General features: G+C 54.9%; 19 protein-coding genes. 10 read left to right on the top strand and 9 right to left on the bottom strand.

Annotation, left to right across the window (positions count from 1 at the left end; translation table 11 throughout):
• Positions 1-8: 8 nt before the first annotated feature.
• The gene (locus KGP26_RS26720; protein ID WP_021181749.1) at positions 9-602 is read right to left on the bottom strand and encodes a YhgN family NAAT transporter; all 594 of its coding nucleotides are present in this window, start codon (positions 600-602) and stop codon (positions 9-11) included.
• Between the two features lie 202 nt (positions 603-804).
• On the opposite strand from KGP26_RS26720, the gene asd reads away from it, so the two are divergent.
• Positions 805-1,911, top strand: a complete 1,107-nt coding sequence (gene asd, locus KGP26_RS26715) for an aspartate-semialdehyde dehydrogenase (RefSeq protein WP_223664781.1) — start codon at positions 805-807, stop codon at positions 1,909-1,911.
• Between the two features lie 204 nt (positions 1,912-2,115).
• Here asd and KGP26_RS26710 read toward each other — a convergent pair whose 3' ends face one another.
• Complete coding sequence (locus tag KGP26_RS26710; RefSeq protein WP_021807430.1) at positions 2,116-2,601, bottom strand: heme-binding protein; 486 nt, start codon at positions 2,599-2,601, stop codon at positions 2,116-2,118.
• Between the two features lie 627 nt (positions 2,602-3,228).
• On the opposite strand from KGP26_RS26710, the gene glgB reads away from it, so the two are divergent.
• From glgB to glgP, 5 genes are all read left to right on the top strand, one after another.
• Positions 3,229-5,412: a 1,4-alpha-glucan branching protein GlgB gene (gene glgB, locus KGP26_RS26705; RefSeq protein WP_223664780.1), complete on the top strand. Its 2,184-nt coding sequence runs from the start codon at positions 3,229-3,231 to the stop codon at positions 5,410-5,412.
• Positions 5,412-7,397, top strand: coding sequence for a glycogen debranching protein GlgX (gene glgX, locus KGP26_RS26700; RefSeq protein ID WP_094982403.1), 1,986 nt, complete (start codon positions 5,412-5,414; stop codon positions 7,395-7,397). The genes glgB and glgX overlap by 1 nt, the downstream gene beginning before the upstream one ends.
• 12 nt (positions 7,398-7,409) lie before the next feature.
• Positions 7,410-8,687 carry a glucose-1-phosphate adenylyltransferase gene (glgC, locus tag KGP26_RS26695; protein ID WP_094982402.1) on the top strand — a complete coding sequence of 426 codons (1,278 nt, stop codon included), beginning with the start codon at positions 7,410-7,412 and terminating at the stop codon, positions 8,685-8,687.
• 82 nt (positions 8,688-8,769) lie between these two features.
• Complete coding sequence (gene glgA, locus KGP26_RS26690; RefSeq protein ID WP_021807434.1) at positions 8,770-10,203, top strand: glycogen synthase GlgA; 1,434 nt, start codon at positions 8,770-8,772, stop codon at positions 10,201-10,203.
• A gap of 24 nt (positions 10,204-10,227) precedes the next feature.
• Complete coding sequence (gene glgP / locus KGP26_RS26685) at positions 10,228-12,675, top strand: glycogen phosphorylase (RefSeq protein WP_218520172.1); 2,448 nt, start codon at positions 10,228-10,230, stop codon at positions 12,673-12,675.
• A gap of 96 nt (positions 12,676-12,771) precedes the next feature.
• Here the strand turns inward: glgP and glpD are convergent, their stop codons facing one another.
• The 7 genes from glpD to ulaG all read right to left on the bottom strand — a co-directional run bounded on the left by glpD (position 12,772) and on the right by ulaG (position 20,065).
• The gene (gene glpD / locus KGP26_RS26680) at positions 12,772-14,280 is read right to left on the bottom strand and encodes a glycerol-3-phosphate dehydrogenase (protein ID WP_021807436.1); all 1,509 of its coding nucleotides are present in this window, start codon (positions 14,278-14,280) and stop codon (positions 12,772-12,774) included.
• Positions 14,281-14,643: 363 nt separating this feature from the next.
• Positions 14,644-15,402, bottom strand: coding sequence for a DeoR/GlpR family transcriptional regulator (locus KGP26_RS26675; protein ID WP_021181740.1), 759 nt, complete (start codon positions 15,400-15,402; stop codon positions 14,644-14,646).
• A gap of 33 nt (positions 15,403-15,435) precedes the next feature.
• Positions 15,436-16,272 carry a rhomboid family intramembrane serine protease GlpG gene (gene glpG / locus KGP26_RS26670; protein WP_021807440.1) on the bottom strand — a complete coding sequence of 279 codons (837 nt, stop codon included), beginning with the start codon at positions 16,270-16,272 and terminating at the stop codon, positions 15,436-15,438.
• A 158-nt stretch (positions 16,273-16,430) separates the two neighbouring features.
• Positions 16,431-16,757: a thiosulfate sulfurtransferase GlpE gene (gene glpE, locus KGP26_RS26665; RefSeq protein ID WP_021807441.1), complete on the bottom strand. Its 327-nt coding sequence runs from the start codon at positions 16,755-16,757 to the stop codon at positions 16,431-16,433.
• Positions 16,758-16,871: 114 nt separating this feature from the next.
• Entirely contained in the window at positions 16,872-17,801 is a 930-nt protein-coding gene (locus tag KGP26_RS26660) for an autotransporter outer membrane beta-barrel domain-containing protein (RefSeq protein ID WP_094981675.1), read from the bottom strand.
• A 300-nt stretch (positions 17,802-18,101) separates the two neighbouring features.
• Positions 18,102-18,857: an HTH-type transcriptional regulator UlaR gene (gene ulaR, locus KGP26_RS26655; RefSeq protein ID WP_179248669.1), complete on the bottom strand. Its 756-nt coding sequence runs from the start codon at positions 18,855-18,857 to the stop codon at positions 18,102-18,104.
• A gap of 143 nt (positions 18,858-19,000) precedes the next feature.
• Positions 19,001-20,065 carry an L-ascorbate 6-phosphate lactonase gene (gene ulaG, locus KGP26_RS26650; RefSeq protein ID WP_094981673.1) on the bottom strand — a complete coding sequence of 355 codons (1,065 nt, stop codon included), beginning with the start codon at positions 20,063-20,065 and terminating at the stop codon, positions 19,001-19,003.
• A 410-nt stretch (positions 20,066-20,475) separates the two neighbouring features.
• Here ulaG and ulaA point away from each other — a divergent pair, with 410 nt between their 5' ends.
• The 4 genes from ulaA to KGP26_RS26630 are packed head-to-tail and all read left to right on the top strand — an operon-like array spanning position 20,476 to position 23,348.
• On the top strand, positions 20,476-21,873 hold the full coding sequence (ulaA, locus tag KGP26_RS26645; protein WP_021181734.1) for a PTS ascorbate transporter subunit IIC: 1,398 nt from the start codon (positions 20,476-20,478) through the stop codon (positions 21,871-21,873).
• A 14-nt stretch (positions 21,874-21,887) separates the two neighbouring features.
• Entirely contained in the window at positions 21,888-22,193 is a 306-nt protein-coding gene (ulaB, locus tag KGP26_RS26640) for a PTS ascorbate transporter subunit IIB (protein WP_094981671.1), read from the top strand.
• A gap of 10 nt (positions 22,194-22,203) precedes the next feature.
• Positions 22,204-22,686, top strand: coding sequence for a PTS ascorbate transporter subunit IIA (ulaC, locus tag KGP26_RS26635; protein WP_021181732.1), 483 nt, complete (start codon positions 22,204-22,206; stop codon positions 22,684-22,686).
• Between the two features lie 5 nt (positions 22,687-22,691).
• Positions 22,692-23,348 carry a 3-keto-L-gulonate-6-phosphate decarboxylase UlaD gene (locus tag KGP26_RS26630; RefSeq protein ID WP_021181731.1) on the top strand — a complete coding sequence of 219 codons (657 nt, stop codon included), beginning with the start codon at positions 22,692-22,694 and terminating at the stop codon, positions 23,346-23,348.
• Positions 23,349-23,351 lie beyond the last annotated feature (3 nt).

Below are 23,351 nucleotides of genomic sequence, written 5' to 3'. Positions count from 1 at the left end.
CCTGACTGCTAAAGGTTCAGATAGGCCCGAACGCCGTCCAGGAACATCTGGGTGGACAGCATCACCAGAATCAACCCCATCAGTCGTTCCAGTGCACTCACCCCTTTGCTACCCAGTAACCGCAGGAATACGTTCGACATCAGCAGGATCGCCGCCGACAATCCCCAGGCAATCAGCAAGGCCACGACCAGATGCGAAATCTGGTTGGGGTACTGGTGTGAAAGTAACATCAAGGTTGCCAGAATCGACGGCCCGGCCACTAACGGAATGGCAAGCGGCACCAGGAAAGGCTCCTCTCCGGCGGAAAGATCGCTGCCGCTGCCCTCCTGCGAAGGGAAAATCATCTTGATGGCGATCAGGAACAGGATTATCCCGCCGGAGATCGACACGGTTTCGGTGCGCAGGTTGAGGAACGCCAAAATATGTTCGCCCGCGAACAGGAAAATCAGCATCAATACCAAGGCTATCAGCAACTCGCGGATCACCACCGCCCGGCGACGGCGCGGTTCCAGGTGTTTCAGCACCGACATGAAAATCGGCAGGTTACCCAGCGGATCCATAATTAAAAACAGCAACACCGTTGCCGCAATCATTTCTGTCATTTAAGGCCTCAAAATCAGAAAAAACGACGGATATAAGCGGCGTTACTGAGAATTGCCTGCTCATTGAATAAATTCACTTTGCGCTCGCGCCGACTTTTTGTAAGGTGGGTAGATATTGCACACAACATATAACTTAACTCTATCTCATATCCTTCCTGAAAGGGTATAGAGCATAGCCATCCTCCAAGGCAGGACAGTAAATATGAAAAACGTTGGTTTCATTGGTTGGCGTGGTATGGTCGGCTCGGTTCTCATGCAACGCATGACTGAAGAGCGCGATTTTGACGCCATTCGCCCGGTATTCTTCTCCACTTCGCAGCTCGGTGCTGCCGCCCCGGCTTTCGGTGGCCAGCAGCAAGGTACGCTGCAAGATGCGTATGATGTCGAAGCATTAAGCGCTCTCGATATTATTATTACCTGCCAGGGCGGCGATTACACCAATGAAATCTATCCAAAGCTGCGGGCTGCCGGCTGGCAGGGCTATTGGATTGATGCGGCCTCTTCTCTGCGTATGAAAGACGAGGCGATTATCATCCTCGACCCAGTGAACCATGCGGTGATCCAGGAAGGGCTGAACAAAGGCATCAAGACCTTTGTTGGCGGTAACTGCACCGTCAGCCTGATGCTGATGTCGCTGGGCGGCCTGTTTGCCAATGACTTGGTGGAGTGGGCCTCTGTTGCCACCTACCAGGCTGCCTCTGGCGGGGGCGCGCGCCATATGCGTGAGCTGTTGACCCAGATGGGCATGCTGCATGCGGATGTAGCGAAGGAGTTGCAGGACCCGGCCTCGGCGATCCTGGACATCGAACGTAAAGTCACGGAGGCCACCCGTTCCGGTACGCTGCCAACCGATAACTTTGGCGTTCCTCTGGCAGGTAGCCTGATCCCTTGGATCGACAAGCAACTGGATAACGGCCAAAGCCGCGAAGAGTGGAAAGGCCAGGCGGAAACCAACAAGATCCTCAGCACCTCAAGCATCATCCCGGTTGATGGTTTGTGTGTGCGCGTCGGTGCGCTGCGCTGCCACAGCCAGGCATTTACTCTGAAGCTGAAGAAAGACATCCCGCTGCCGGAAATCGAGCAACTGTTGGCCACGCACAACGACTGGGTACGGGTGATCCCGAACGACCGCGAACTGACCATGCGCGAGCTGACGCCTGCTGCCGTAACCGGTACTTTGAACACGCCAGTTGGCCGTCTGCGCAAGCTGAATATGGGGCCGGAATACCTCTCCGCCTTCACCGTTGGCGATCAGCTATTATGGGGCGCGGCCGAACCCCTGCGCCGCATGCTGCGTATCCTGCTGTAGGATATTTAGTTGCGTTGCATGAAGGATCACTAAGCTGCAAAAAACCGATAGCCCGCATAAAAGCGGGCTTTTTTATGTGGATAGCATTACTAAAACGCACATTTAGATTATCCCCAAGACCGTACTTTGGGGACAGGTCGATTGGCGGCAACGTAATGCAGGGGCCATGTTGGCGGTATATCATTGAAACCGCGGCCCATCGTGTTATTTCGTCAGCACCTTTTCTAATGCGGTAAGCGCGCATTGCTGATCAAGGTGTCCACCCGGTGCGCCGCCTACCCCAATAGCGCCAACGACTTCTTCACCGCTTTTCACCGGTACGCCACCGGCCAACAATAAAAATCCAGGGATATCACGCAGATTTTCTGCCCCGGCGTTGGTCTGGGCATTTTTCATCACATTTTCGGTAGGGTTTTTGGTGGTCAGCGCGGTAAATGCTTTCATCCGGCTGGCTTCCACCGTATGAGGACCCGCGTTATCCATCTTCTTAATAACCAGAGGAATACCGGCGCGGTCTACCACGGTAACGGCAACATTGTAGTTATTGGCGCTACAGGCCTGGATGGCACTTTGCGCCAACTTATCAGCCAATTCGAGGGAGAGATTCTTTTCGGTCAGAATGCCACTGGCTGCACTGGTGAATGACAGCATACTGCTAAATAAAATGGCGGATGAGATTATACGTTTCATCTTGGCTTGCTCCTGAATAGACCTTTGGTGTAACAAAGAGAATAGAGGGTGTCATTGAAGCAATCCATTGTCTTGATTACCTACTTGGCTAGGTGTTTTTACTGAATAGGGGGGATATGCAGCCCAGTGAAAGGGCTGGAGCGTTGTTTGATCTGACGTTCGGTTAGCCCCAACACTGCACGTAACTGCTATAACCTTGAACTTCCTTGAGGCTGATCTCTTTCAGCCCTCCAATGTGCTGTTTTCCACATTTCTGATCTCAATTGCTGTAGCAGTAAAGGCGATGCAGGCAAGGTGACGTCACTCCTGTCGTATATCAGACGCAGCCAGCGAAGGTTGCCCGCTCCGCCGGTTTTCCGGCTGAAAATTTTCCTTGGTAATGTCACCGTGTTTTTAGCAGACATGGCTATGCTTATTAGGTGGATGAAAAGTTTTCCATCAATGGTGAAAATTCGCCTAAAAATTAAGCATAAAGAGCGAAACTGCGAGCATGAAGGCGATCGATTAATCAATAACCGACTGAAATCACGCTTTAGGTAGCAAATGAATTGCATGATAGGTGCAACGGCTGCTTTTTGTTCAGCGTAGCCTTTTAAAAGTCATGCTCTTAATCAAAGGAAGAATGCTATGCCTGTACTTCCCGAACGTGACGTGATCAATCAGCTCATCTCCGGTCACTATGCCGATCCCTTTTCCTTGCTCGGCATGCATGTAACCGAAAACGGACTACAGATTTGTGCGCTGTTGCCGGATGCGGGCATCGTGTGGCTGGTAGAGAGTAAAACCGGTAACCGTCTGGTTCAGCTCAATTGCGATGACGCTCGTGGTTTTTTCAGCGCTCTCGTACCGCGTCGTAAAACCCCTTTCCGCTATCAGCTTGAAGTCAGCTGGCGCGACCATCAACAACTTCTCGAAGACCCTTACCGTTTTGGCACCCTGCTGCAGGATATTGACAGTTGGCTGCTGGCCGAGGGCACCCATCTGCGGCCTTATGAGCGGCTGGGGGCGCATCCTGGCTCGTTGGATAATGTGGATGGGGTCAGCTTTGCCGTTTGGGCACCGAATGCCCAGCGCGTGTCGGTAGTGGGGGAGTTCAACTTTTGGGATGGACGGCGTCATCCCATGCGCCTGCGTAGAGAGAACGGGATTTGGGAGCTGTTTTTACCGGGCGTGAAGGCCGGGCAACTGTATAAATACGAGATTATCGATTGTTACGGCAACGTGCAGCTGAAAGCCGATCCTTATGCTTTCGAAGCGCAGATGCGGCCGGAAACGGCCTCGTTGATCACACCGCTGCCTGCGGTGGTGGAAAATACGCCGGAAAGGCAGCGGGCCAATGACTTTGACCGTCCGATTTCCATCTATGAAGTGCACCTGGGCTCCTGGCGCCGCCATACCGACAATAATTTCTGGCTCAGCTATCAAGAACTGGCCGAGCAACTGATCCCCTACGTTAAATATATGGGTTTCACCCATATTGAACTGTTGCCGATCAACGAGCATCCGTTCGACGGCAGCTGGGGCTATCAGCCGTTGGGAATGTATGCGCCAACCCGCCGTTTTGGCACGCCAGCGGAGTTCAAGGCTTTTGTCGCCGCGGCTCATGATGCCGGGATCAACGTGATCCTGGATTGGGTGCCGGGGCATTTCCCCAGCGATGCCCATGGCCTGGCCAACTTCGACGGCACCGCGCTGTATGAATATGCCGATCCTCGCGAAGGCTTCCATCAGGACTGGAACACGCTGATCTACAACTATGGCCGCCACGAGGTGCGTAACTACCTGGCGGGAAATGCGTTTTACTGGCTGGAGCGCTTTGGTATCGACGCCCTGCGCGTCGATGCGGTGGCGTCGATGATTTACCGTGATTACAGCCGTGCCGACGGTGAGTGGGTGCCGAACTACTATGGCGGCAATGAGAACCTGGAAGCGATCTCCTTCCTGCGTTACACCAACCAGACGCTGGGCAAAGAGCGGCCAGGGGCGGTGACGCTGGCGGAAGAATCCACCGATTATCCGGGCGTTACTCTACCGCCAGACGCCAACGGCTTAGGCTTCCACTACAAGTGGGATCTCGGTTGGATGCATGACACGCTGAATTATATGAAGTGCGATCCGGTGCACCGTAAATACCATCACAACCTGATGACCTTCGGCATGCTCTACGCCTATACCGAAAACTTCGTGCTACCGATCTCGCACGACGAAGTGGTGCATGGCAAAGGCTCCGTGTTGGATCGGATGCCGGGAGATGCCTGGCAGAAATTCGCCAACCTGCGGGCCTATTACGGTTTTATGTGGGCGCACCCGGGCAAAAAACTGCTGTTTATGGGCAGCGAATTTGCTCAAGGGCGTGAATGGAATTTCGATAACAGTCTGGACTGGCATCTGCTGGATGGATTGGACGGTTGGCACCACGGCGTGCAACGGCTGGTACGCGATCTCAACCACTGCTACCAGGAGAATGCGCCGCTGTATGAGCGCGATTATCGTCCAGATGGTTTTGAATGGCTGGTAGTCGACGATCACGACAACTCGGTATTTGCCTTCGCACGCTACGACTCGCAGGGCAATGAGCTGATAGCCATCAGCAACTTTACCCCGGTGCCGCGCCCCCATTACCGTATCGGTATTGAGCGCGCTGGCGAATATCAGGAGATCCTCAATACCGATTCACACCATTATCACGGCAGCAACGCGGGTAATCAGGGGCGGGTGATTTCGCAGCCGATCGGCAGCCACGGTCGTGAACATTCGATCAGCGTGATGGTGCCACCACTGGCTACGGTTTATCTGCGGCGGGAGGTTTGATGGTAGAGCTGACGCCGGGTCTTGCCGCGCCTTTAGGGGCTTATTACGACGGTAATGGCATCAACTTTACCCTGTTTTCTGCGCATGCCACTCAGGTTGAGCTGTGCCTGTTCGATGCGCAATATCGTGAAACACGCCTGCCGTTGCCTGCCCGCAGCGGTGATATCTGGCATGGATATCTGCCAGGGGGCGAGTTGGGGCAACGTTATGGTTTTCGGGTGCATGGCCCATTTGAGCCGCATCTTGGGTTGCGCTTTAACGCCAACAAGCTGTTGCTCGATCCGGCGGCGCGGGCAGTCGAAGGGCCGGTTGCCGACCATGTGCATTTGCATGGGGGGTACGATCAACCGGACCCGCAAGACAGCGCCCCGTTGATGCCAAAATGCATAGTGATCGACGAAAGCTACGATTGGCAAGACGATCGCCCGCCAGCCACCCCTTGGGGCAAAACGGTGATCTACGAAGCCCACGTCCGGGGGCTGACGTTAACGCACCCGGAGATCCCGGCCGTATTGCGTGGCAGCTTTGCCGCTCTTGGCCACCCGGCGATGATTGCCTACTTCAAGCGGTTGGGGATCACGGCGCTTGAGCTTTTGCCGGTGCAACAGCACACCACGGAACCGCGTTTGCAGCGCCTGGGGCTGATCAATTACTGGGGATACAACGTGCTGGCTCCTTTCGCGCCAGACAACCGCTACAGCAGTTTGAGCACCGGGACGACGCCGCTGCGTGAGTTCCGCGATGCGGTGAAAGCGCTGCACCGGGCGGGGATCGAAGTGATTCTGGACGTGGTGTTCAACCACAGTGCAGAGCTGGATGTGGATGGGCCAACGCTGTCGCTGCGCGGTATCGATAACCCCAGCTACTACTGGCTAACCCCTGACGGTGGCTACGATAACCTCACCGGCTGTGGCAATACGCTGCGGTTGGATCAGCCGGCGGGCGTGGCGTGGGTGATGGATTGCCTGCGCTTTTGGGTTCGGGAGTGCCATGTCGACGGTTTTCGCTTCGATCTTGGCACCGTGTTAGGCCGTACACCGGCGTTTGACCGCGATGCACCGCTGTTTCAGGCGATGCTGGCGGACGATACGCTGGGGCGCTGCAAACTGATCGCCGAGCCCTGGGACATTGGCCCGGGGGGCTATCAGGTTGGCGCGTTTCCAGGCCGTTTTGCTGAGTGGAATGACCATTTCCGTGACGATATCCGCCGTTTCTGGCTGCGGGGCGATCTGTCACTGGGTCAGTTTGCCCAGCGTTTTGCTGCCTCCAGCGAGGTATTCAACCAACGTGGGCGCGCGCCTTATGTCAGCATCAATATGCTGACGGCCCACGACGGCTTTACCTTACAGGATGTAGTGAGTTTCAAGGAGAAACATAACCAGCCTAACGGAGAGGGAAACCGTGATGGCAGCGACCAAAACTTTAGCTGTAACCACGGGGTTGAAGGCCTGATTGCCGACGAAACCGTTTTGCAACGCCGCCAGGCCAGCCAGCGAGCACTGCTTGCCACGCTGCTTCTGGCGCAGGGGACACCGATGCTGCTGGCCGGTGATGAGCACGGAAATAGCCAGCAAGGCAACAACAATGCTTACTGTCAGGATAACGCAACCACCTGGCTCGACTGGGCCAATGCGGATGAGTCACTGACCGCCTACACCGCCGCGCTGATCCGCTTGCGCCAGCAAATTCCTGCTTTGCAGGCAGACCGCTGGTGGCAGGAGGGAGACGGCAGCGTGCAGTGGTTAAACGCGCAGGGGCAGCCGCTCAGTGCGCAACAGTGGGAACAGGGCGATCGCTGCTTGCAGATCCGCCTGTCGCAACGCTGGCTGATGGTGATCAACGCCACCCAGCAGACCGTTGAGATGACGTTACCCGAGGGTGATTGGCAGGTTGTCGCCCCCTTTACTCAGGAAGATTCACGGGCGGTTCTACCCGCCTGGTGCCAGGTTGCGCATTCGCTTTGCGTGCTGGTAGAGAAAAATTAAAAGGAGTCAGTTATGGTTAAGCACGAAAATAAAGACCCTCTGATGTTGGCGCGCCAACTGCCGAATAAATCCGTTGCCCTGATATTGGCAGGCGGCCGTGGCTCGCGTTTGAAAGATTTAACCTCTACCCGCGCCAAGCCAGCCGTTCACTTCGGTGGCAAGTACCGCATCATCGATTTTGCCATGTCCAACTGCCTGAACTCAGGGATCCGCCGTATGGGGGTGATCACTCAGTATCATTCTCATACGCTGGTGCAGCATATTCAGCGGGGCTGGTCGTTCCTGAACGAAGAGATGAATGAGTTTGTCGATCTGCTGCCTGCCCAGCAGCGCCTCAGCACCGAACACTGGTACAAAGGCACCGCAGATGCGGTCTACCAGAACCTCGACATCATTCGCCGCTATGAAGCGGAATACGTGGTGATCCTGGCAGGCGACCATATTTATAAAATGGACTACTCGCGGATGCTGATCGACCACGTCGAGAAGGGAGCGCAGTGTACGGTGGCCTGTATTCCGGTACCGCGCAAGGAAGCCAGCGAGTTTGGCGTGATGAAGGTGGACGATAACGACCTGATCCTCGAATTCCTGGAGAAGCCAGCCAATCCGCCGGCCATGCCTGGCAACCCGGATATGTCACTGGCCAGCATGGGCATCTATATTTTCAACGCCAGCTACCTCTTCCAACTGCTGGAAGAGGATATGTCGACTCCTGACTCCACCCACGATTTCGGTAAGGATCTGATCCCCAAAATTACCGCGCAGGGTGCTGCCTGGGCGCATCCGTTTACGCTTTCCTGTGTGGGGTGTGGTCCCGATCTGCCGCCATATTGGCGTGATGTCGGGACCTTGGAAGCCTACTGGCGCGCCAACCTCGATCTGGCTTCGGTCACGCCTGAGCTGGATATGTACGACCGCTCCTGGCCGATCCGTACCTATATGGAGCCACTGCCACCGGCCAAATTTGTGCAAGATCGTTCCGGCAGCCATGGCATGACCATGAACTCGCTGGTGGCCGGTGGGTGCATTGTCTCCGGTTCGGTGGTGGTGCATTCAGTGCTGTTCTCGCGAGTACGGGTGAACTCCTTCTGCACTATCGACTCTTCTGTATTACTGCCCGATGTCAACGTTGGCCGCTCCTGCCGCCTGCGCCGCTGCATTATCGATCGCGCCTGCCATATTCCCGAAGGCATGGTGATTGGTGAAAACGCCGAGGAAGACAGCAAGCGCTTTTACCGTTCGGAAGAGGGCATCGTGCTGGTAACGCGCGAAATGTTGGCAAAACTGTAGCCATTCCGGCTGGGACCTTGGGCGTGGCAAGCTGCGCCCCTTATCTCTGTAAAGACGTTTTTACCGAATTTCAGGAGTGATAATGCAGGTTTTACACGTATGTTCCGAGATGTTCCCACTGCTTAAAACCGGCGGGCTTGCAGACGTGGTTGGCGCATTACCGACGGCGCAGATTGCCGCAGGAGCTGATGTTCGGGTGCTATTACCGGCTTTTCCTGACGTGCGCAACGGTATCCCGGACACGGTACTGGTTGCCGAAATCGACTCTTTTGCCGGGCGCGTAGGCCTGCGTTATGGCACCTACCATGGCGTGGGCGTTTACCTGATCGATGCCCCTTGGCTGTACGATCGGCCGGGCAGCCCGTATCACGATCAGTCGATGTACGCCTACCCGGACAACCATCGCCGTTTTGCCTTGCTGGGCTGGATGGCCTGCGAGTTGGCGAAGGGGTTGGATCATTACTGGCGGCCAAAACTGGTCCATGCTCACGACTGGCATGCTGGCCTGGCCTGCGCCTATCTGGCTGCTAATGGCCATCCGGCACGCTCAATCTTCACCGTACACAATCTGGCCTATCAGGGGTTATTTTCCGCCCACCATATGGCGGAGCTGTGGTTGCCACCGTCATTCTTGAATATCTATGGCCTGGAGTTTTATGGCCAGATGTCTTTCCTGAAAGCAGGCTTGTACTACGCTGACCATATCACCGCCGTCAGCCCGACCTATGCGCGTGAAATCACCCAGCCTGAGTTTGGTTACGGGATGGAAGGATTGCTCCAGGAGCGGCAGCGGCAGGGAAGATTGAGCGGCATTCTCAACGGTGTTGATGACAAGATTTGGGACCCGTCACACGATGCGCGCCTGGCGGCACGCTATGACGCCAGCAGCTTGAAAAACAAGGCAAAGAACAAGGTTCATCTGCAAAAAGCCATGGGGCTGCAGGTGGATGAATCGTTGCCACTGTTTGCGGTGGTCAGCCGTTTGACCAACCAGAAAGGATTGGATCTGGTGCTGGAAGCCCTGCCAGCGTTGCTGGAACAAGGGGGGCAGTTGGTGCTGCTGGGGGCGGGGGACGCGGTATTGCAGCAGGCTTTCCTGGCCGCGGCGGCCGATTATCCGGAACAGGTCGGCGTGCAGATTGGCTACCACGATGCCTTCTCACACCGCATTATCGGCGGAGCGGACGTGATCCTGGTGCCCAGCCGCTTTGAACCTTGCGGGTTAACACAGCTTTATGGCCTGAAATATGGCACGTTGCCGCTGGTGCGCCGCACCGGTGGGTTGGCAGATACGGTGGTGGACTGTGCGCTGGAGAACCTGGCCGACGGCACTGCCAGCGGGTTTGTGTTTGATGATTGTAATGCTGTTGCCCTGGGCAATGCCATTCGGCGTGCTCTGGTGCTGTGGAGCAGGCCGAGACATTGGCATCACGTACAACGCCACGCCATGAGTCTGGATTTTGGCTGGCAAGTCGCGGCAAAGGAATATCTGTCGCTTTATCAACGCTTGTTGTAATCACGTACTTGGGATTGAATTACTATGACTTCACCGTTTAGTTACACCTCACCCACGGTCAGTGTTGAAGCGCTGAAACATTCCATCGCCTATAAACTGATGTTTATTGTCGGTAAGGATCCGGCTATCGCCACTCAGCACGACTGGCTTAATGCCGTGTTGTTTGCGGTGCGCGACAGGATGGTGGAACGTTGGTTACGATCCAATCGCGCCCAGCTTTCGCAAGATGTCCGGCAGGTGTATTACCTGTCGATGGAGTTTCTGCTTGGCCGTACGCTGTCGAATGCGCTGTTATCGATGGGGATTTACCAGGATATTGAAGACGCACTCAATGAGATGGGCCTGAACCTGAGTGAACTGCTTGAGGAAGAGAACGATCCTGGCCTGGGCAATGGCGGCCTGGGGCGCTTGGCCGCCTGTTTCCTGGATTCGTTGGCTACGCTGGCGCTGCCTGGCCGGGGTTACGGTATCCGCTATGAATACGGCATGTTCAAGCAGAACATCGTCGATGGCCAACAGATGGAGTCGCCGGATTATTGGCTGGAATACGGCAACCCGTGGGAATTCCCACGCCACAATACCCGCTATAAAGTGCGTTTTGGTGGCCGCGTTCAGCAGGAAGGGGCGAAGGCCCGCTGGGTGGAAACCGAAGAGATTATCGCCATCGCCTACGATCAGGTGATCCCGGGTTTCGATACCGATGCCACCAACACGTTGCGTTTGTGGAGCGCTCAGGCCAGTAATGAAATCAACCTGGGTAAGTTCAACCAGGGGGATTATTTTGCCGCAGTGGAAGATAAAAACCACTCCGAGAACGTCTCGCGCGTGCTCTATCCCGATGACTCCACCTATTCCGGGCGTGAACTGCGCCTGCGGCAGGAGTATTTCCTGGTTTCAGCCACTACCCAGGACATCCTCAACCGCCATTGGACGATGCACAAAACCTTCGACAATCTGGCCGACAAGATTGCCATCCACCTCAACGATACCCACCCGGTGTTGTCGATCCCTGAGCTGATGCATCTGCTGATCGATGAGCACAAATTCAGCTGGCTGGATGCCTGGGAAGTGGTGGAAAAGGTATTCTCCTATACCAACCATACCTTGATGAGCGAAGCGCTGGAAACCTGGCCGGTCGATATGCTGGGCAAGATCCTGCCGCGCCACCTGCAGCTGATCTTCGAAATCAACGACCATTTCCTCAAGCAGGTACAGCAAGTGGTGCCGGGGGATGATCAATTGCTGGCACGGGTCTCCATCATTGATGAAACCAACGGGCGTAGGGTACGAATGGCGTGGTTGGCCGTGGTCGCCAGCCATAAGGTGAATGGCGTCTCGGCGCTGCACTCCGAATTGATGGTACAGTCGCTGTTTGCCGATTTTGCTCGCGTATTCCCCGATCGCTTCTGCAATAAAACCAACGGGGTAACGCCGCGCCGCTGGCTGGGGTTGGCTAATCGGCCGCTGTCCAAAGTGCTGGATGACAGCATTGGCCATCACTGGCGTACCGATCTCAGCCAGCTTGGCGAAATCAAAGCGAATGCGGATTACCCGAGCTTCTTGCAGGCCGTACAGGTTGCCAAACGGCAGAACAAAGAGCGGCTGGCGGCGTATATCGCGAAAAAGCTCAACGTGGTGGTGAACCCCGACGCGTTGTTCGACGTACAGATCAAACGGATCCACGAATATAAGCGGCAATTGCTGAACGTATTGCATGTGATCACGCGTTATAACCGTCTGCTGCAGGATCCCGATGCCAAACGCGTACCGCGCGTGGTGATCTTTGCGGGTAAAGCGGCCTCTGCCTACTATGCCGCCAAACAGATCATCCGCTTGATCAATGACGTAGCGAAGGTGATCAACAACGATCCGCGAGTGCATGATGATTTGAAGGTGGTGTTTATCCCTAACTACGGGGTGAGCCTGGCCCAGATGATCATTCCTGCGGCCGATCTCTCCGAGCAGATCTCGCTGGCGGGGACCGAGGCTTCTGGCACCAGTAACATGAAGTTTGCTCTCAACGGTGCCTTGACCATAGGCACGCTGGACGGGGCCAACGTCGAAATGCTGGAACACGTGGGTGAAGAGAACATCTTTATCTTTGGCAATACCGCCGAACAGGTGGAGGCGCTGCGCCGCGATGGGTATAACCCACGTCAGTATTACGAACAGGATGAAGAGTTGCATCTGGCTTTGACGCAGATCGCTACCGGTGCGTTCAGCCCTGAAGAACCCCAACGCTACAGCAACCTGTTCGATTCACTGGTCAATCTTGGCGACCACTATCAGCTGTTGGCCGACTACCGCAGCTATGTGGATATGCAGGATAAGGTGGATGAGTTGTATCTCAATCAGGACGACTGGACCCGGCGCGCGATACTCAATATCGCCAACATGGGTTACTTCTCTTCCGACCGCACGATCCAGGAGTACGCGGACGAAATTTGGAATATCAAACCGATAAAGCTGTAATAGCCAAGGGCCGGATCACCGGCCCTTGAATTTAACTTATTACGTACCGTATGCCATAGGGGCGCTGCGTGCTGCGCCCGTCTACTCACACCTCAATCAAGATGCCAATGACAACGCTTTTGGTTTGGCATTGTCTGCCAACCAGGTTTTCACCCGCGCCTGCTGCTCTTCGCTGAGCCACATCCCCAGTTTGGTACGGCGCCACAGGGCATCATCCAGTTCGACAACCCACTCTTTCTCTACCAGATAACGCAGTTCAGCCTCGTACAGGTCATGGCCAAAGTCTTCACCCAAATCGCTCAGGCTATTGGCATTGGCCAGGATCATTTCGCTGTGGCTGCCATAGGTGCGAGCGTAACGGCGAGCCAGAGACTCTGTCATCCAGCCGTGCTGACGGCGCAGTTTAGCGGCATAGCTATCGCGATCGCCGTCAATATTGCCCCCTGGCAGGGAACCGTTTTTGGTCCACGCCGGGCCACAGCCAGGATAGTAGTGAGCCAATTTCTCCATCGCATGCTCGGCCAGCTTGCGGTAGGTGGTGAGTTTGCCACCGAACACGGAAAGCAGTGGGGCTTTGCCCTGCTCGTCATGCACATCCAGCGTATAGTCGCGAGTGACGGCCTGCGGTGAATCAGATTCATCATCACACAGCGGGCGTACGCCAGAGTAGGTCCAGACGATATCGTCACGGCCCAGCTGTTTTTTAAAGTGATCGTTATACACCTTCAACAGATAGTTGATTTCGTTATCGTCGATCTTCACGTCTTTCGGATCGCCGTGGTATTCCACGTCGGTGGTGCCGATGATGGAGAACTCGTCCAGCCACGGAATGACAAACACGATACGGTGGTCTTCATTCTGCAAGATATAAGACTGTGGTTGGTTATGTGCCCGAGGTACCACGATATGGCTGCCTTTGATCAGGCGGATACCGTAAGGAGACTTGAGCTTCAGGCCATCGTCGAAGAAATGTTTTACCCATGGGCCGGTGGCATTTACCAGGCCTTTGGCGCGCCAGGTAAAGGTTTTGCCGCTGTCGACGTCGATGGCCTCCACCATCCACAGACCATTTTCGCGCCAGGCGCGGGTCACTTTGGTGCGGGTGCGCACTTCGCCACCGCGTTCGGCCACGGCTTGGGCATTCAGCACGACCAGGCGCGCATCGTCTACCCAACAATCAGAATATTCGAAACCGCGCTTTAATTCCGGCTTCAGAACGGAGTCTGGTCCAAAGCGCAAACCTTTACTGCCTGGCAGGCTGGTGCGTTTGCCCAAATGATCGTACAGGAACAGGCCGATGCGGATCATCCAGGCCGGGCGCAGATGGGGCTGGTGCGGCAGGCGGAAACGCATTGGGAAGGCGATGTGCGGTGCCAGTTTCAGCAGCACTTCACGTTCGGCCAGCGCTTCGCTGACCAGACGAAACTCGTAGTGTTCCAGGTAGCGCAGGCCACCGTGGATCAGTTTTGAACTGGCGGAAGACGTAGCACAGGCCAAGTCTTGCGCTTCAAGCAGCAGTACGGACAGCCCACGCCCGGCTGCATCGGCTGCGATGCCGGCTCCGTTGATACCGCCACCGATAACGATCAAGTCTTTGGTTTCCACGTTAACTTCCTCCTGGTGTTCGAAATAGCTCTTTTATGTTCGTTTTCGCTCATTATTGTAATCGGAAACCAACAAGCAAGCCAAGAGTTAACCAAACAAAAACATTCTTGCGTGATAGAGATAACAGTTTGGTGATAGTAGGTATACAAATAGAAGGGGTATTAGGGGCATTGGTGTTGGGGAAGCCCCTCACCCCAACCCTCTCCCACGGAGGGATCGAGAACGCCATAAGCTCTTGTTAGAGGGAGAGGGAGTCAGTCCGGTGTCGTGGGTAAGCCGGTGCTGCTGCGGAAAGTGTGGGGGAGGTTCAGCGGACTCGATCGGTTCCCTCTCCCTGTGGGAGAGGGTTAGGGTGAGGGGCGATCAGCAGAGTTCCAGTTGTACGTCGTACTGCTCGATAATCTTCATCACGCTGGGTGGCGGAGCCTGATCGGTAAACAGATAGTCGATCAGGTTCATGTTCCCCAGGTTCACCATCGCGTTACGGCCAAACTTGGAGTGGTCAGTAACCAACATTACGCAGCGGGAGTTTTCGATAATCGCGCGTTTGGTTCGCACTTCGTGATAGTCGAATTCGAGCAACGAGCCATCCATATCGATACCGCTGATGCCGAGAATGCCGAAATCAAGGCGGAACTGGGAGATAAAGTCCAGCGTGGCTTCGCCCATGATGCCGCCATCACGGGTACGGACCTCACCACCGGCCAGGATCAGGCGGAAGTCCTCTTTGGCGGTGAGCAGGGTGGCCACGTTCAGATTATTGGTGACGACCCGCAGATTTTTATGGCCCATCAAGGCGTGGGCTACCGCTTCCGGGGTGGTACCAATATCGATAAACAGTGTGGCACCGTCCGGTATCTGGCTGGCTACGCGCTGGGCGATACGGGCTTTCTCTTCCGACCACATCACCTTGCGATCGTGATAAGCGGTGTTTACCGAACTGGACGGTAACGCAGCGCCACCGTGATGACGCTGTATTTTGTTCTGATCGGCCAGGTCATTCAAATCACGGCGAATGGTTTGCGGGCTGACGGCAAAGTGCTCCACCAGCTCTTCCGTACTGACATATCCCTGTAGGCGCACTAATTCGATAATTGCGTCATGACGCTGTGTTTGCTTCACGATATTCCCCTAATACACCGATGTGCCTGGTTGTTATTGTTCGTTGTGCGCGCGATGCCGCGTATCCCAGAATGCCATTAATAACCCTATCACTAAACCGGCAACGTGTGCCGCATTGGCGATCGACATTCCTAAAATATCGAAATAACCGGCCACCAGCCAGAGCGCGGAAAAGACCATCAAGCCCCTTGGCAGGTTCAAACCGCGTTCCGGTGCGCGTTCACCGCTCAGCCAGACGTAGCCCATCAGCGCGTAAACTACCCCGGAAAGCCCGCCGAACAGCGCACCGCTGAACAACGACTGCGCCCAGCCGCTGAAAAAGGCCGACACTACGGCGATCACAAACAGTTTGCCGGTGCCGAGGCGTTTTTCCAGTGGACCACCAAGATACCACCACCACATCAGGTTAAAGGTAATGTGCAGCAGCGAGAAGTGCAGAAACGCATGGCTGACCCAGCGCCACAGCTGGCCATATTGCGAGCTGTTTTGCGGCCAGGAGAGCCAGAACATGACGGTATCATCACCCAGCACCTGCATCAGGATATAGACCAGAATACACAGGCTCATCACCGTCAGCGTCAGTGGCCCGGCCTTGCTGCGGATGATTTGCAGGTAAGAAAACTGTTGATACTGTAGACCGGCATCGGTGCTGCCTGCCTGCCAACTGGCGGCCTGATAGCGGCGGTTGAACGGATCGAGCAGGAACTGTTGCAATTCGTGTTGCACCTGTTCCAGATGGGCTTCATCCGCCAGCCAGATTTCGGCTGCATCGCCCGTTGCGCGGACTTCAAGTACAACCCCCTGCGTTGCCATGTAATCGACAAAGGCCTGCGCCAGGCGAGGGTTGGAAACGGCGATCACTCGAACCATAGATTTTCCGTCTAAGTAGATGACTTTGGCCACGGGCAAAACCGCCGATGGCATTGGCGGCTGATTATACCGTTGAAATCCTGAGCGCAGGGAAGGGATCTGACAAAAACAGTGCAGAATTCAGCAATTGGCCGCCCAGAAAGGCGGCCAAAAGGGGATTAGGCGGAGGTCTCGACGTCCTGTGGGAACTGGCGGGCCCAGGCCTCAAAGCCGCCATCAATACTGTAAACCGCGTCAAACCCCTGATGCAGCAGATACTGCGCGGCGCTGCGGCTGCTGTTGCCGTGATAGCACATGACCATCACCGGGCGATCGAACTCGTTCTGCTGCATAAAGGCGGACAGGGTGGCGTTGGTCAGATGAAAAGCGCCTGGCGTATGCCCAGCTTCAAAGCTTTGTGGATCGCGGATATCAACCAGTGCGGCGCTACCGTCTTTCAGGCGTTGGTGTGCTTGCACAACGTCGATCGTTTCAAACTGTTCCATAACTGCAAAATACCGGGTAATGGGGAATGCCGGTATTGTATCCAACTTTGGCTGGATTTAGACCAGAGCAACAGCAGGGACTTTATCCCCGCCGACTTACAAGCCTTAGCGTTATTACCAGCGATAGCTCACACCCAAGGTGCCGCCGTAATCCTGGTAGCTGTTGGCTCCCAGGGTGATCCCGCCTTCAAACCACAGCTGCATGTTGTAAGTACTAGGCGAATGCAGGCCTAACTTGACCTCAAACAGATCATCCAGGGAGTTGGATTCTACCCGCGTATCATTAAAGTTGACCGCGTTCTTGCCACTATTATGCCACCAGTTGGTGGCGAGATAGGCGGTGGTATAATCGTCTTGATCGCTATACCAGCGAATGCCGACGCGTGAAGTAAAGTTTGGCGCATCTGCCTGATGAATATAGACGCCCGCTGGGTCCTGATAATTATCGGCATCGAAGCGGTTATAAATAATCTGCAGCTGTGGTTCGATAATTAATTCGAGTGCCGAAAACGGCTGCAAGGCATAGCCGGTTTCCAGCGAGGCGCTAAAACCGGTGCTGTCATAATTCTGCTTGCCTTGGGCATAGGTCACGCTGTTGTTAAACCAGGCATATTGCAGCCAGGAATCCACATACGCCCCAGAATGCTTTTTCTTATCCTGATACCAGGTGCTGTAAGCGCCGATAGAATAGCCGTCGACTTTACCTTCGGATGAGAGGGTGGCGTTGTTAGCGCTGCTCTTGGCGTGGCCGTAGCCGGTCATCAGGCCTGCCGTCCACTCTTCTTTGTTGTTATCCAAGGCCAGCAAATCCCCGCCAAGCATAAAGACCTGACGATCCATATCGACGGGCAAGCCGTTATCGCCCGCGCTCAGATCCTTACTGTGATAACCCGAAACGCGCATCCAGAATTGACTGTCCCCTGGCGCGGTCTTTCTTTGGTGCAAGGTATGAGAAAATAACGTTGATGCGGCAACCTGATTCCCCAGATAAACCCCGGCGTCGGGCCGAGAACTATAATCGATGAGGGTATCCGTGCTCGCCATGGCTTGAGAGCCAATAAGATAAATTCCGGCTGTAATAAGTGCTTTGCTGTTTATTGCCACAATCCCAACTCCCTATGGAAATTTGCCGCAATAGTACCCAGATGAAACGATAATGTCATGAGAAAACAGGCGGGCTTTAGATTGACCGCCAGTGATATTGCTCGACCTATTTATTTGGTGGATATATCCAGCTCTATACATTCTCTAAACTATAGGTTGCTGAACAAAAGGAGGATTAATGCTCATCTTGGGAAATCCCCCAAGATGACAAAAATAGATAGCAGGGCAGCGGCATAGAGGTTAAACCAGCTGTACATCCACCCCTTGCAGGCGCAGTTGCTTGACTATCGCCGGATCGGCATCGCGCCCGGTAATGACGATGCCGATCTGCTCGGTGCGGCTGAACAGCATACCCGCGCGTTGCCCGACCTTGCTGCTATCGACCAACACTACCAACTTACCGACGTAGTTCAGCATCTTCTGTTCGGCCATGGCGGTGAGCATATCGGTTTTATACAGTCCGTCGCTGGTGAGGCCGATACCGCTGGTGAACATCCAATGCCCGGCATACAGGGTGGCATCGCCGTCCTGCGGTGCCAGGGTGATCGACTGACTTTTATTATACTGGCCGCCCATAATCACCACGCTTTCGTGTTCACGCTCGATCAGGTAATTGGCCAGCGGCAGGTAGTTGGTGATCACCTGTACCTCTTTACCGCACATCTCGCGCCCCAGCAGGAACGCAGTCGAACCGCAGTTGATCACCACGCTCTCCCCTGCCTGGCAAAGCTGGGCGGCCGCTTTGGCGATACGCATCTTTTCATCTAGATGCTGAGTCTGATGGATATTGAGCGGTGTCCAGGTGGGGCGCGGGGTGCTGGTGGCTTCGGCACCGTTACGCACCTTGCGCAGTTTGCCGGTCTCATTGAGCTTATTGATGTCGCGGCGCGCGGTTGCCGGTGAGATCTCAAAGGCGCTAATCACATCAGCCACGGAGATTTGCCCCTTACGCTGTAAGAGATCGAGAATGGCATTATGGCGCTGGGATTCGGTCATGCAGGCTCCGTCGAGAAATGAGAACGTTACCCCATCGTCAGGGGATATACCGTGATTATATGCTCACCTGCTGATGATTTGAATCATTCATGTGCAGAAGTGCGCATAAAGCTGCACCGGCGTCCCGTTCTCATGCCTAACCGTTACAGGAAGGATTTAAACGGCAGATCCGGCTCAAGGGTAAAGCAATCTTCAAAGCCGCGTGGATAGTGGTATTCAAAGTTGTCTTTATCCAGCGGCCAGGTGAATTTGCCCCCCACCTGCCAGATAAACGGCTTGAAGCCATATTTCAGCCGGTCCTTTTTCATTTCCCACAGCACGCGGATTTCCTGTGGATCGGCCTGGAAATTCGACCAGATATCATGATGGAACGGGATCACCACCTTGGCATTGAGCGATTCCGCCATGCGCAGAATGTCGGCGCTGGTCATTTTATCGGTAATGCCGCGTGGGTTTTCGCCATAGGAGCCGAGCGCCACGTCGATCTGGTGATCGTTACCGTGCTTGGCGTAATAGTTGGAGTAGTGGGAATCCCCGCTGTGGTAAAGATTGCCGCCAGGGGTCTTGAACAGGTAGTTGACCGCCCGCTGATCCATACCGTCTGGCAGCATACCTGCTGCTTTTTGCTCCACCGGCAAGGTGATCAGCGCTGTGCGGTCGAAGGCATCCAATGCGTGGATTTCTACATCTTTGATTTTGATGACATCACCAGGTTTCACCACGATGCAACGCTCTGCCGGTACTCCCCAGCCAAGCCAGATGTCCACGCAGCTCTGCGGCCCAATAAAGGGCACCGTGGCGGCACAGTTCTGCATCACTGCCGCAGCAACGTTGACGTCGATATGGTCATTATGATCGTGAGTGGCTAGCACCGCATCAATCTGTTTGATGGCAAAGGGATCGAGGACGAACGGCGTGGTGCGCAGATTAGGCTGCAGCTTTTTTACTCCGGCCATGCGTTGCATCTGGTGGCCGGTTTTCATCAGCGGATTAGCATGGCTCTGCTTACCGGTACCGCACCAGAAATCGACACACAGGTTGGCATTTTCCTCTGATTTTAACCAGATACCGGTACATCCCAGCCACCACATGGAGAAGGTGCCGGGGGCAACCTGTTCCTGCTCAATCTCTTCATTCAGCCAGGAGCCCCACTCCGGGAAGGTATTCAGGATCCATGACTCGCGGGTAATGGTGGCGACTTTACTCATGATTTATTCCTCATTTTCAGGGGTGGCTACATCATATTTAATCACAAATCATCATTTAATGATTTGTTGTGACTTGTTTTGCTGAATTTAGCACCGTTTATGCGCGCTGGCAACCGGTGTTTAATCGCTAGTAAACCGGCTTTTCGCTGCCATTCACCGGCCTTATGTTCAGTGGTTTAATCATTAACTTGTATTTAATTCAATGGGTAATGGAATGCTTCTCAACTCGGCTCGTTGAATGCACAGACTTTTTCCATATAACTTGCGAGGTTGTTCACAAATAATCATTTATGATCTTTTGGTGATTCACTATGATTGCTATGGTAAGCCTGTCCCTGCGTTACGGTGACGCACTGTTCTAGCGACCAGCGGCGTTCCCTACGGCGCATAAACGCTACATGGAGAGCCGTATGGAAACCCTCTACACCATCTTCACCGTCTTTTTTAATCAGGTGATGACCAATGCCCCGCTACTACTGGGCCTGGTTACGCTGCTGGGCTATCTGTTGCTGCGCAAAAGCGCGGCGGTGATCATCAAAGGCACCATCAAGACCATCATCGGCTTTATGCTGTTACAGGCCGGTTCGGGCATCCTGACCGGCACCTTCAAACCCGTGGTGGCCAAGCTTTCTGAGGTTTATGGCATCAACGGTGCCATCTCCGACACTTATGCCTCGATGATGGCGACCATTGAACGGATGGGGGATGCTTACAGCTGGGTGGGCTATGCGGTATTGCTGGCACTGGCGCTGAATATTGTCTACGTCTTGCTGCGGCGCATCACCGGTATCCGTACCATCATGCTGACGGGCCATATCATGTTCCAGCAGGTGGGGTTGATCGCGGTGTTCTTCTACATCTCGGGCTACGACATGTGGACCACCATATTGTGTAGTGCCCTGATCGCCTCGCTGTATTGGGGGATCACTTCCAACATGATGTTCAAGCCAACCCAGTCGGTGACGGAAAACAGCGGTTTTTCCATCGGTCACCAGCAGCAGTTCGCCTCCTGGGTAGCCTATAAGGTGGCACCTTATCTCGGTAAAAAAGAGGACAGCGTGGAAGACCTCAAGCTGCCCGGCTGGCTGAATATCTTCCACGACAATATCGTTTCTACCGCCATCGTGATGACGGTGTTCTTTGGCATCATCCTCTGCTCTTTCGGGCTGGATACCCTGCAACAGATGGCGGGTAAAACCCATTGGACGATCTACATCCTGCAAACCGGCCTGATGTTTGCCGTCGCCATCTTCATCATCGTTCAGGGCGTGCGGATGTTCGTTGCCGAACTGACCGAAGCCTTCAACGGTATCTCTCAACGCCTGATCCCTGGGGCCGTGCTGGCCATCGACTGCGCCGCCATTTACAGCTTTGCGCCCAATGCCGTGGTGTGGGGCTTTATGTGGGGCACGGTGGGGCAACTGATCGCCGTGGGCGTACTGCTGGCGGTCGGCTCCTCCATCATGATCATTCCCGGTTTTATTCCCATGTTTTTCTCCAACGCCACCATCGGCGTGTTTGCCAACCATTTCGGCGGCTGGCGTGCGGCGATGAAGATTTGCCTGGTGATGGGGATGATCGAAATCTTTGGCTGCGTGTGGGCCATCAAACTGACCGGGCTCAGTGCCTGGATGGGCATGGCGGACTGGTCAATCCTGGCTCCGCCGCTGATGCAGGGCCTGAGTTTCGGCCTGTGGTTTATGGGCGTGGTGGTGATTATTGCGCTGCTGTACATGTTCTTCGCCGGGCGCACGCTGCGCGCGGAGGAAGATGCGGAAAAACAACTCACCGAATCAGCTTCAAATTAACTGGAGAGCACATCATGACAGTACGAATTCTGGCGGTATGCGGTTGTGGGCAAGGCAGTTCCATGATCATGAAAATGAAAGTCGACCAGTTCCTCACCCAGCAGGGCGTAGACCATACGGTCAACAGCTGCGCAGTAGGGGAGTACAAATCCGAACTGAGCGGTGCCGACATCATCATTGCTTCCACCCACGTGGCGGATGAAATCACCGTCAGTGGCAACAAGTATGTCGTGGGGGTGCGCAATATGCTGTCTGCCGCCGATTTCGGCCCCAAGCTGATGGAGGTGATTGGCGCTCACTTCTCCAAAGACATCAAGTGAGGCAACGGTAATGAAACTGAGTGATTCGCTGGTGCACAATCAGTCGATTTTGTTGCAGGCAGAGGCGCAAGACTGGCAGCAGGCGGTGAAGATTGGTGTCGATCTGCTGGTGGAGGCCGGCGTAGTCGAGCCGCGCTATTTCAACGCCATTCTGGCCGGGGTTGAGCAGTTTGGCCCGTATTTTGTGTTGGCTCCGGGGCTGGCAATGCCTCACGGCAGGCCGGAGGAAGGGGTATTAAAAACCGGTTTTGCTCTGGTCACGCTGAAAACGCCGGTCTGTTTTGGCGATGAGGACAACGACCCCATCGATATCTTGATCACCATGGCGGCGGTGGATGCCAAAACGCATCAGGAGGTCGGCATCTTACAGGTGGTTAACCTGTTTGAGGATGAGGCCAACTTTGATCGCCTGCGAGCCTGCCGTACGCCACAGCAGGTAGTGGATTTGATTAACCTGACTTCTGCCGCTGTGGCAGAACACCAAGGAGAGTAAGCAAGATGGCAAACACTTTACCGATGTTGCAGGTCGCGCTGGATAACCAGTCGATGGATGATGCTTATCGTACCACGCGTCTGATCGCCAACGAGGTCGATATCATCGAGGTTGGCACCATTCTGTGTGTGGCCGAAGGGGTGCGTGCGGTGCGCGATCTGAAGGCGCTTTATCCAGACCGCATCGTACTGGCGGATGCCAAAATTGCCGACGCTGGCAAGATCCTCTCACGCATGTGCTTTGAGGCTAATGCCGACTGGGTTACGGTGATCTGCTGTGCCGATATCAACACCACCAAAGGGGCGTTAGAGGTAGCCAAAGAGTTTAACGGTGATGTGCAGATTGAGCTGACCGGTTTCTGGACCTGGGAACAGGCGCAGGAGTGGCGTGATGCGGGGATCCTGCAAGTGGTTTACCACCGCAGCCGTGATGCGCAGGCCGCCGGGGTTGCCTGGAGCGATGCGGATATCAGCGCCATCAAACGCCTGACCAGCATGGGCTTCAAGGTCACCGTGACCGGCGGATTGGCTCTGGAAGATCTGCCGCTGTTCAAGGGCATTCCAATCCATGTGTTTATTGCTGGCCGCAGCATTCGTGATGCCGCCGATCCCGTGGCCAGCGCCCGCGAGTTCAAACGCGCCATTGCACAACTGTGGGGCTGACGA

The organism is Serratia sp. JSRIV002 (assembly GCF_019968725.1).
GTDB lineage: Bacteria > Pseudomonadota > Gammaproteobacteria > Enterobacterales > Enterobacteriaceae > Chania > Chania fonticola_B.
This window is presented reverse-complemented; position numbering and strand designations above follow the sequence as displayed.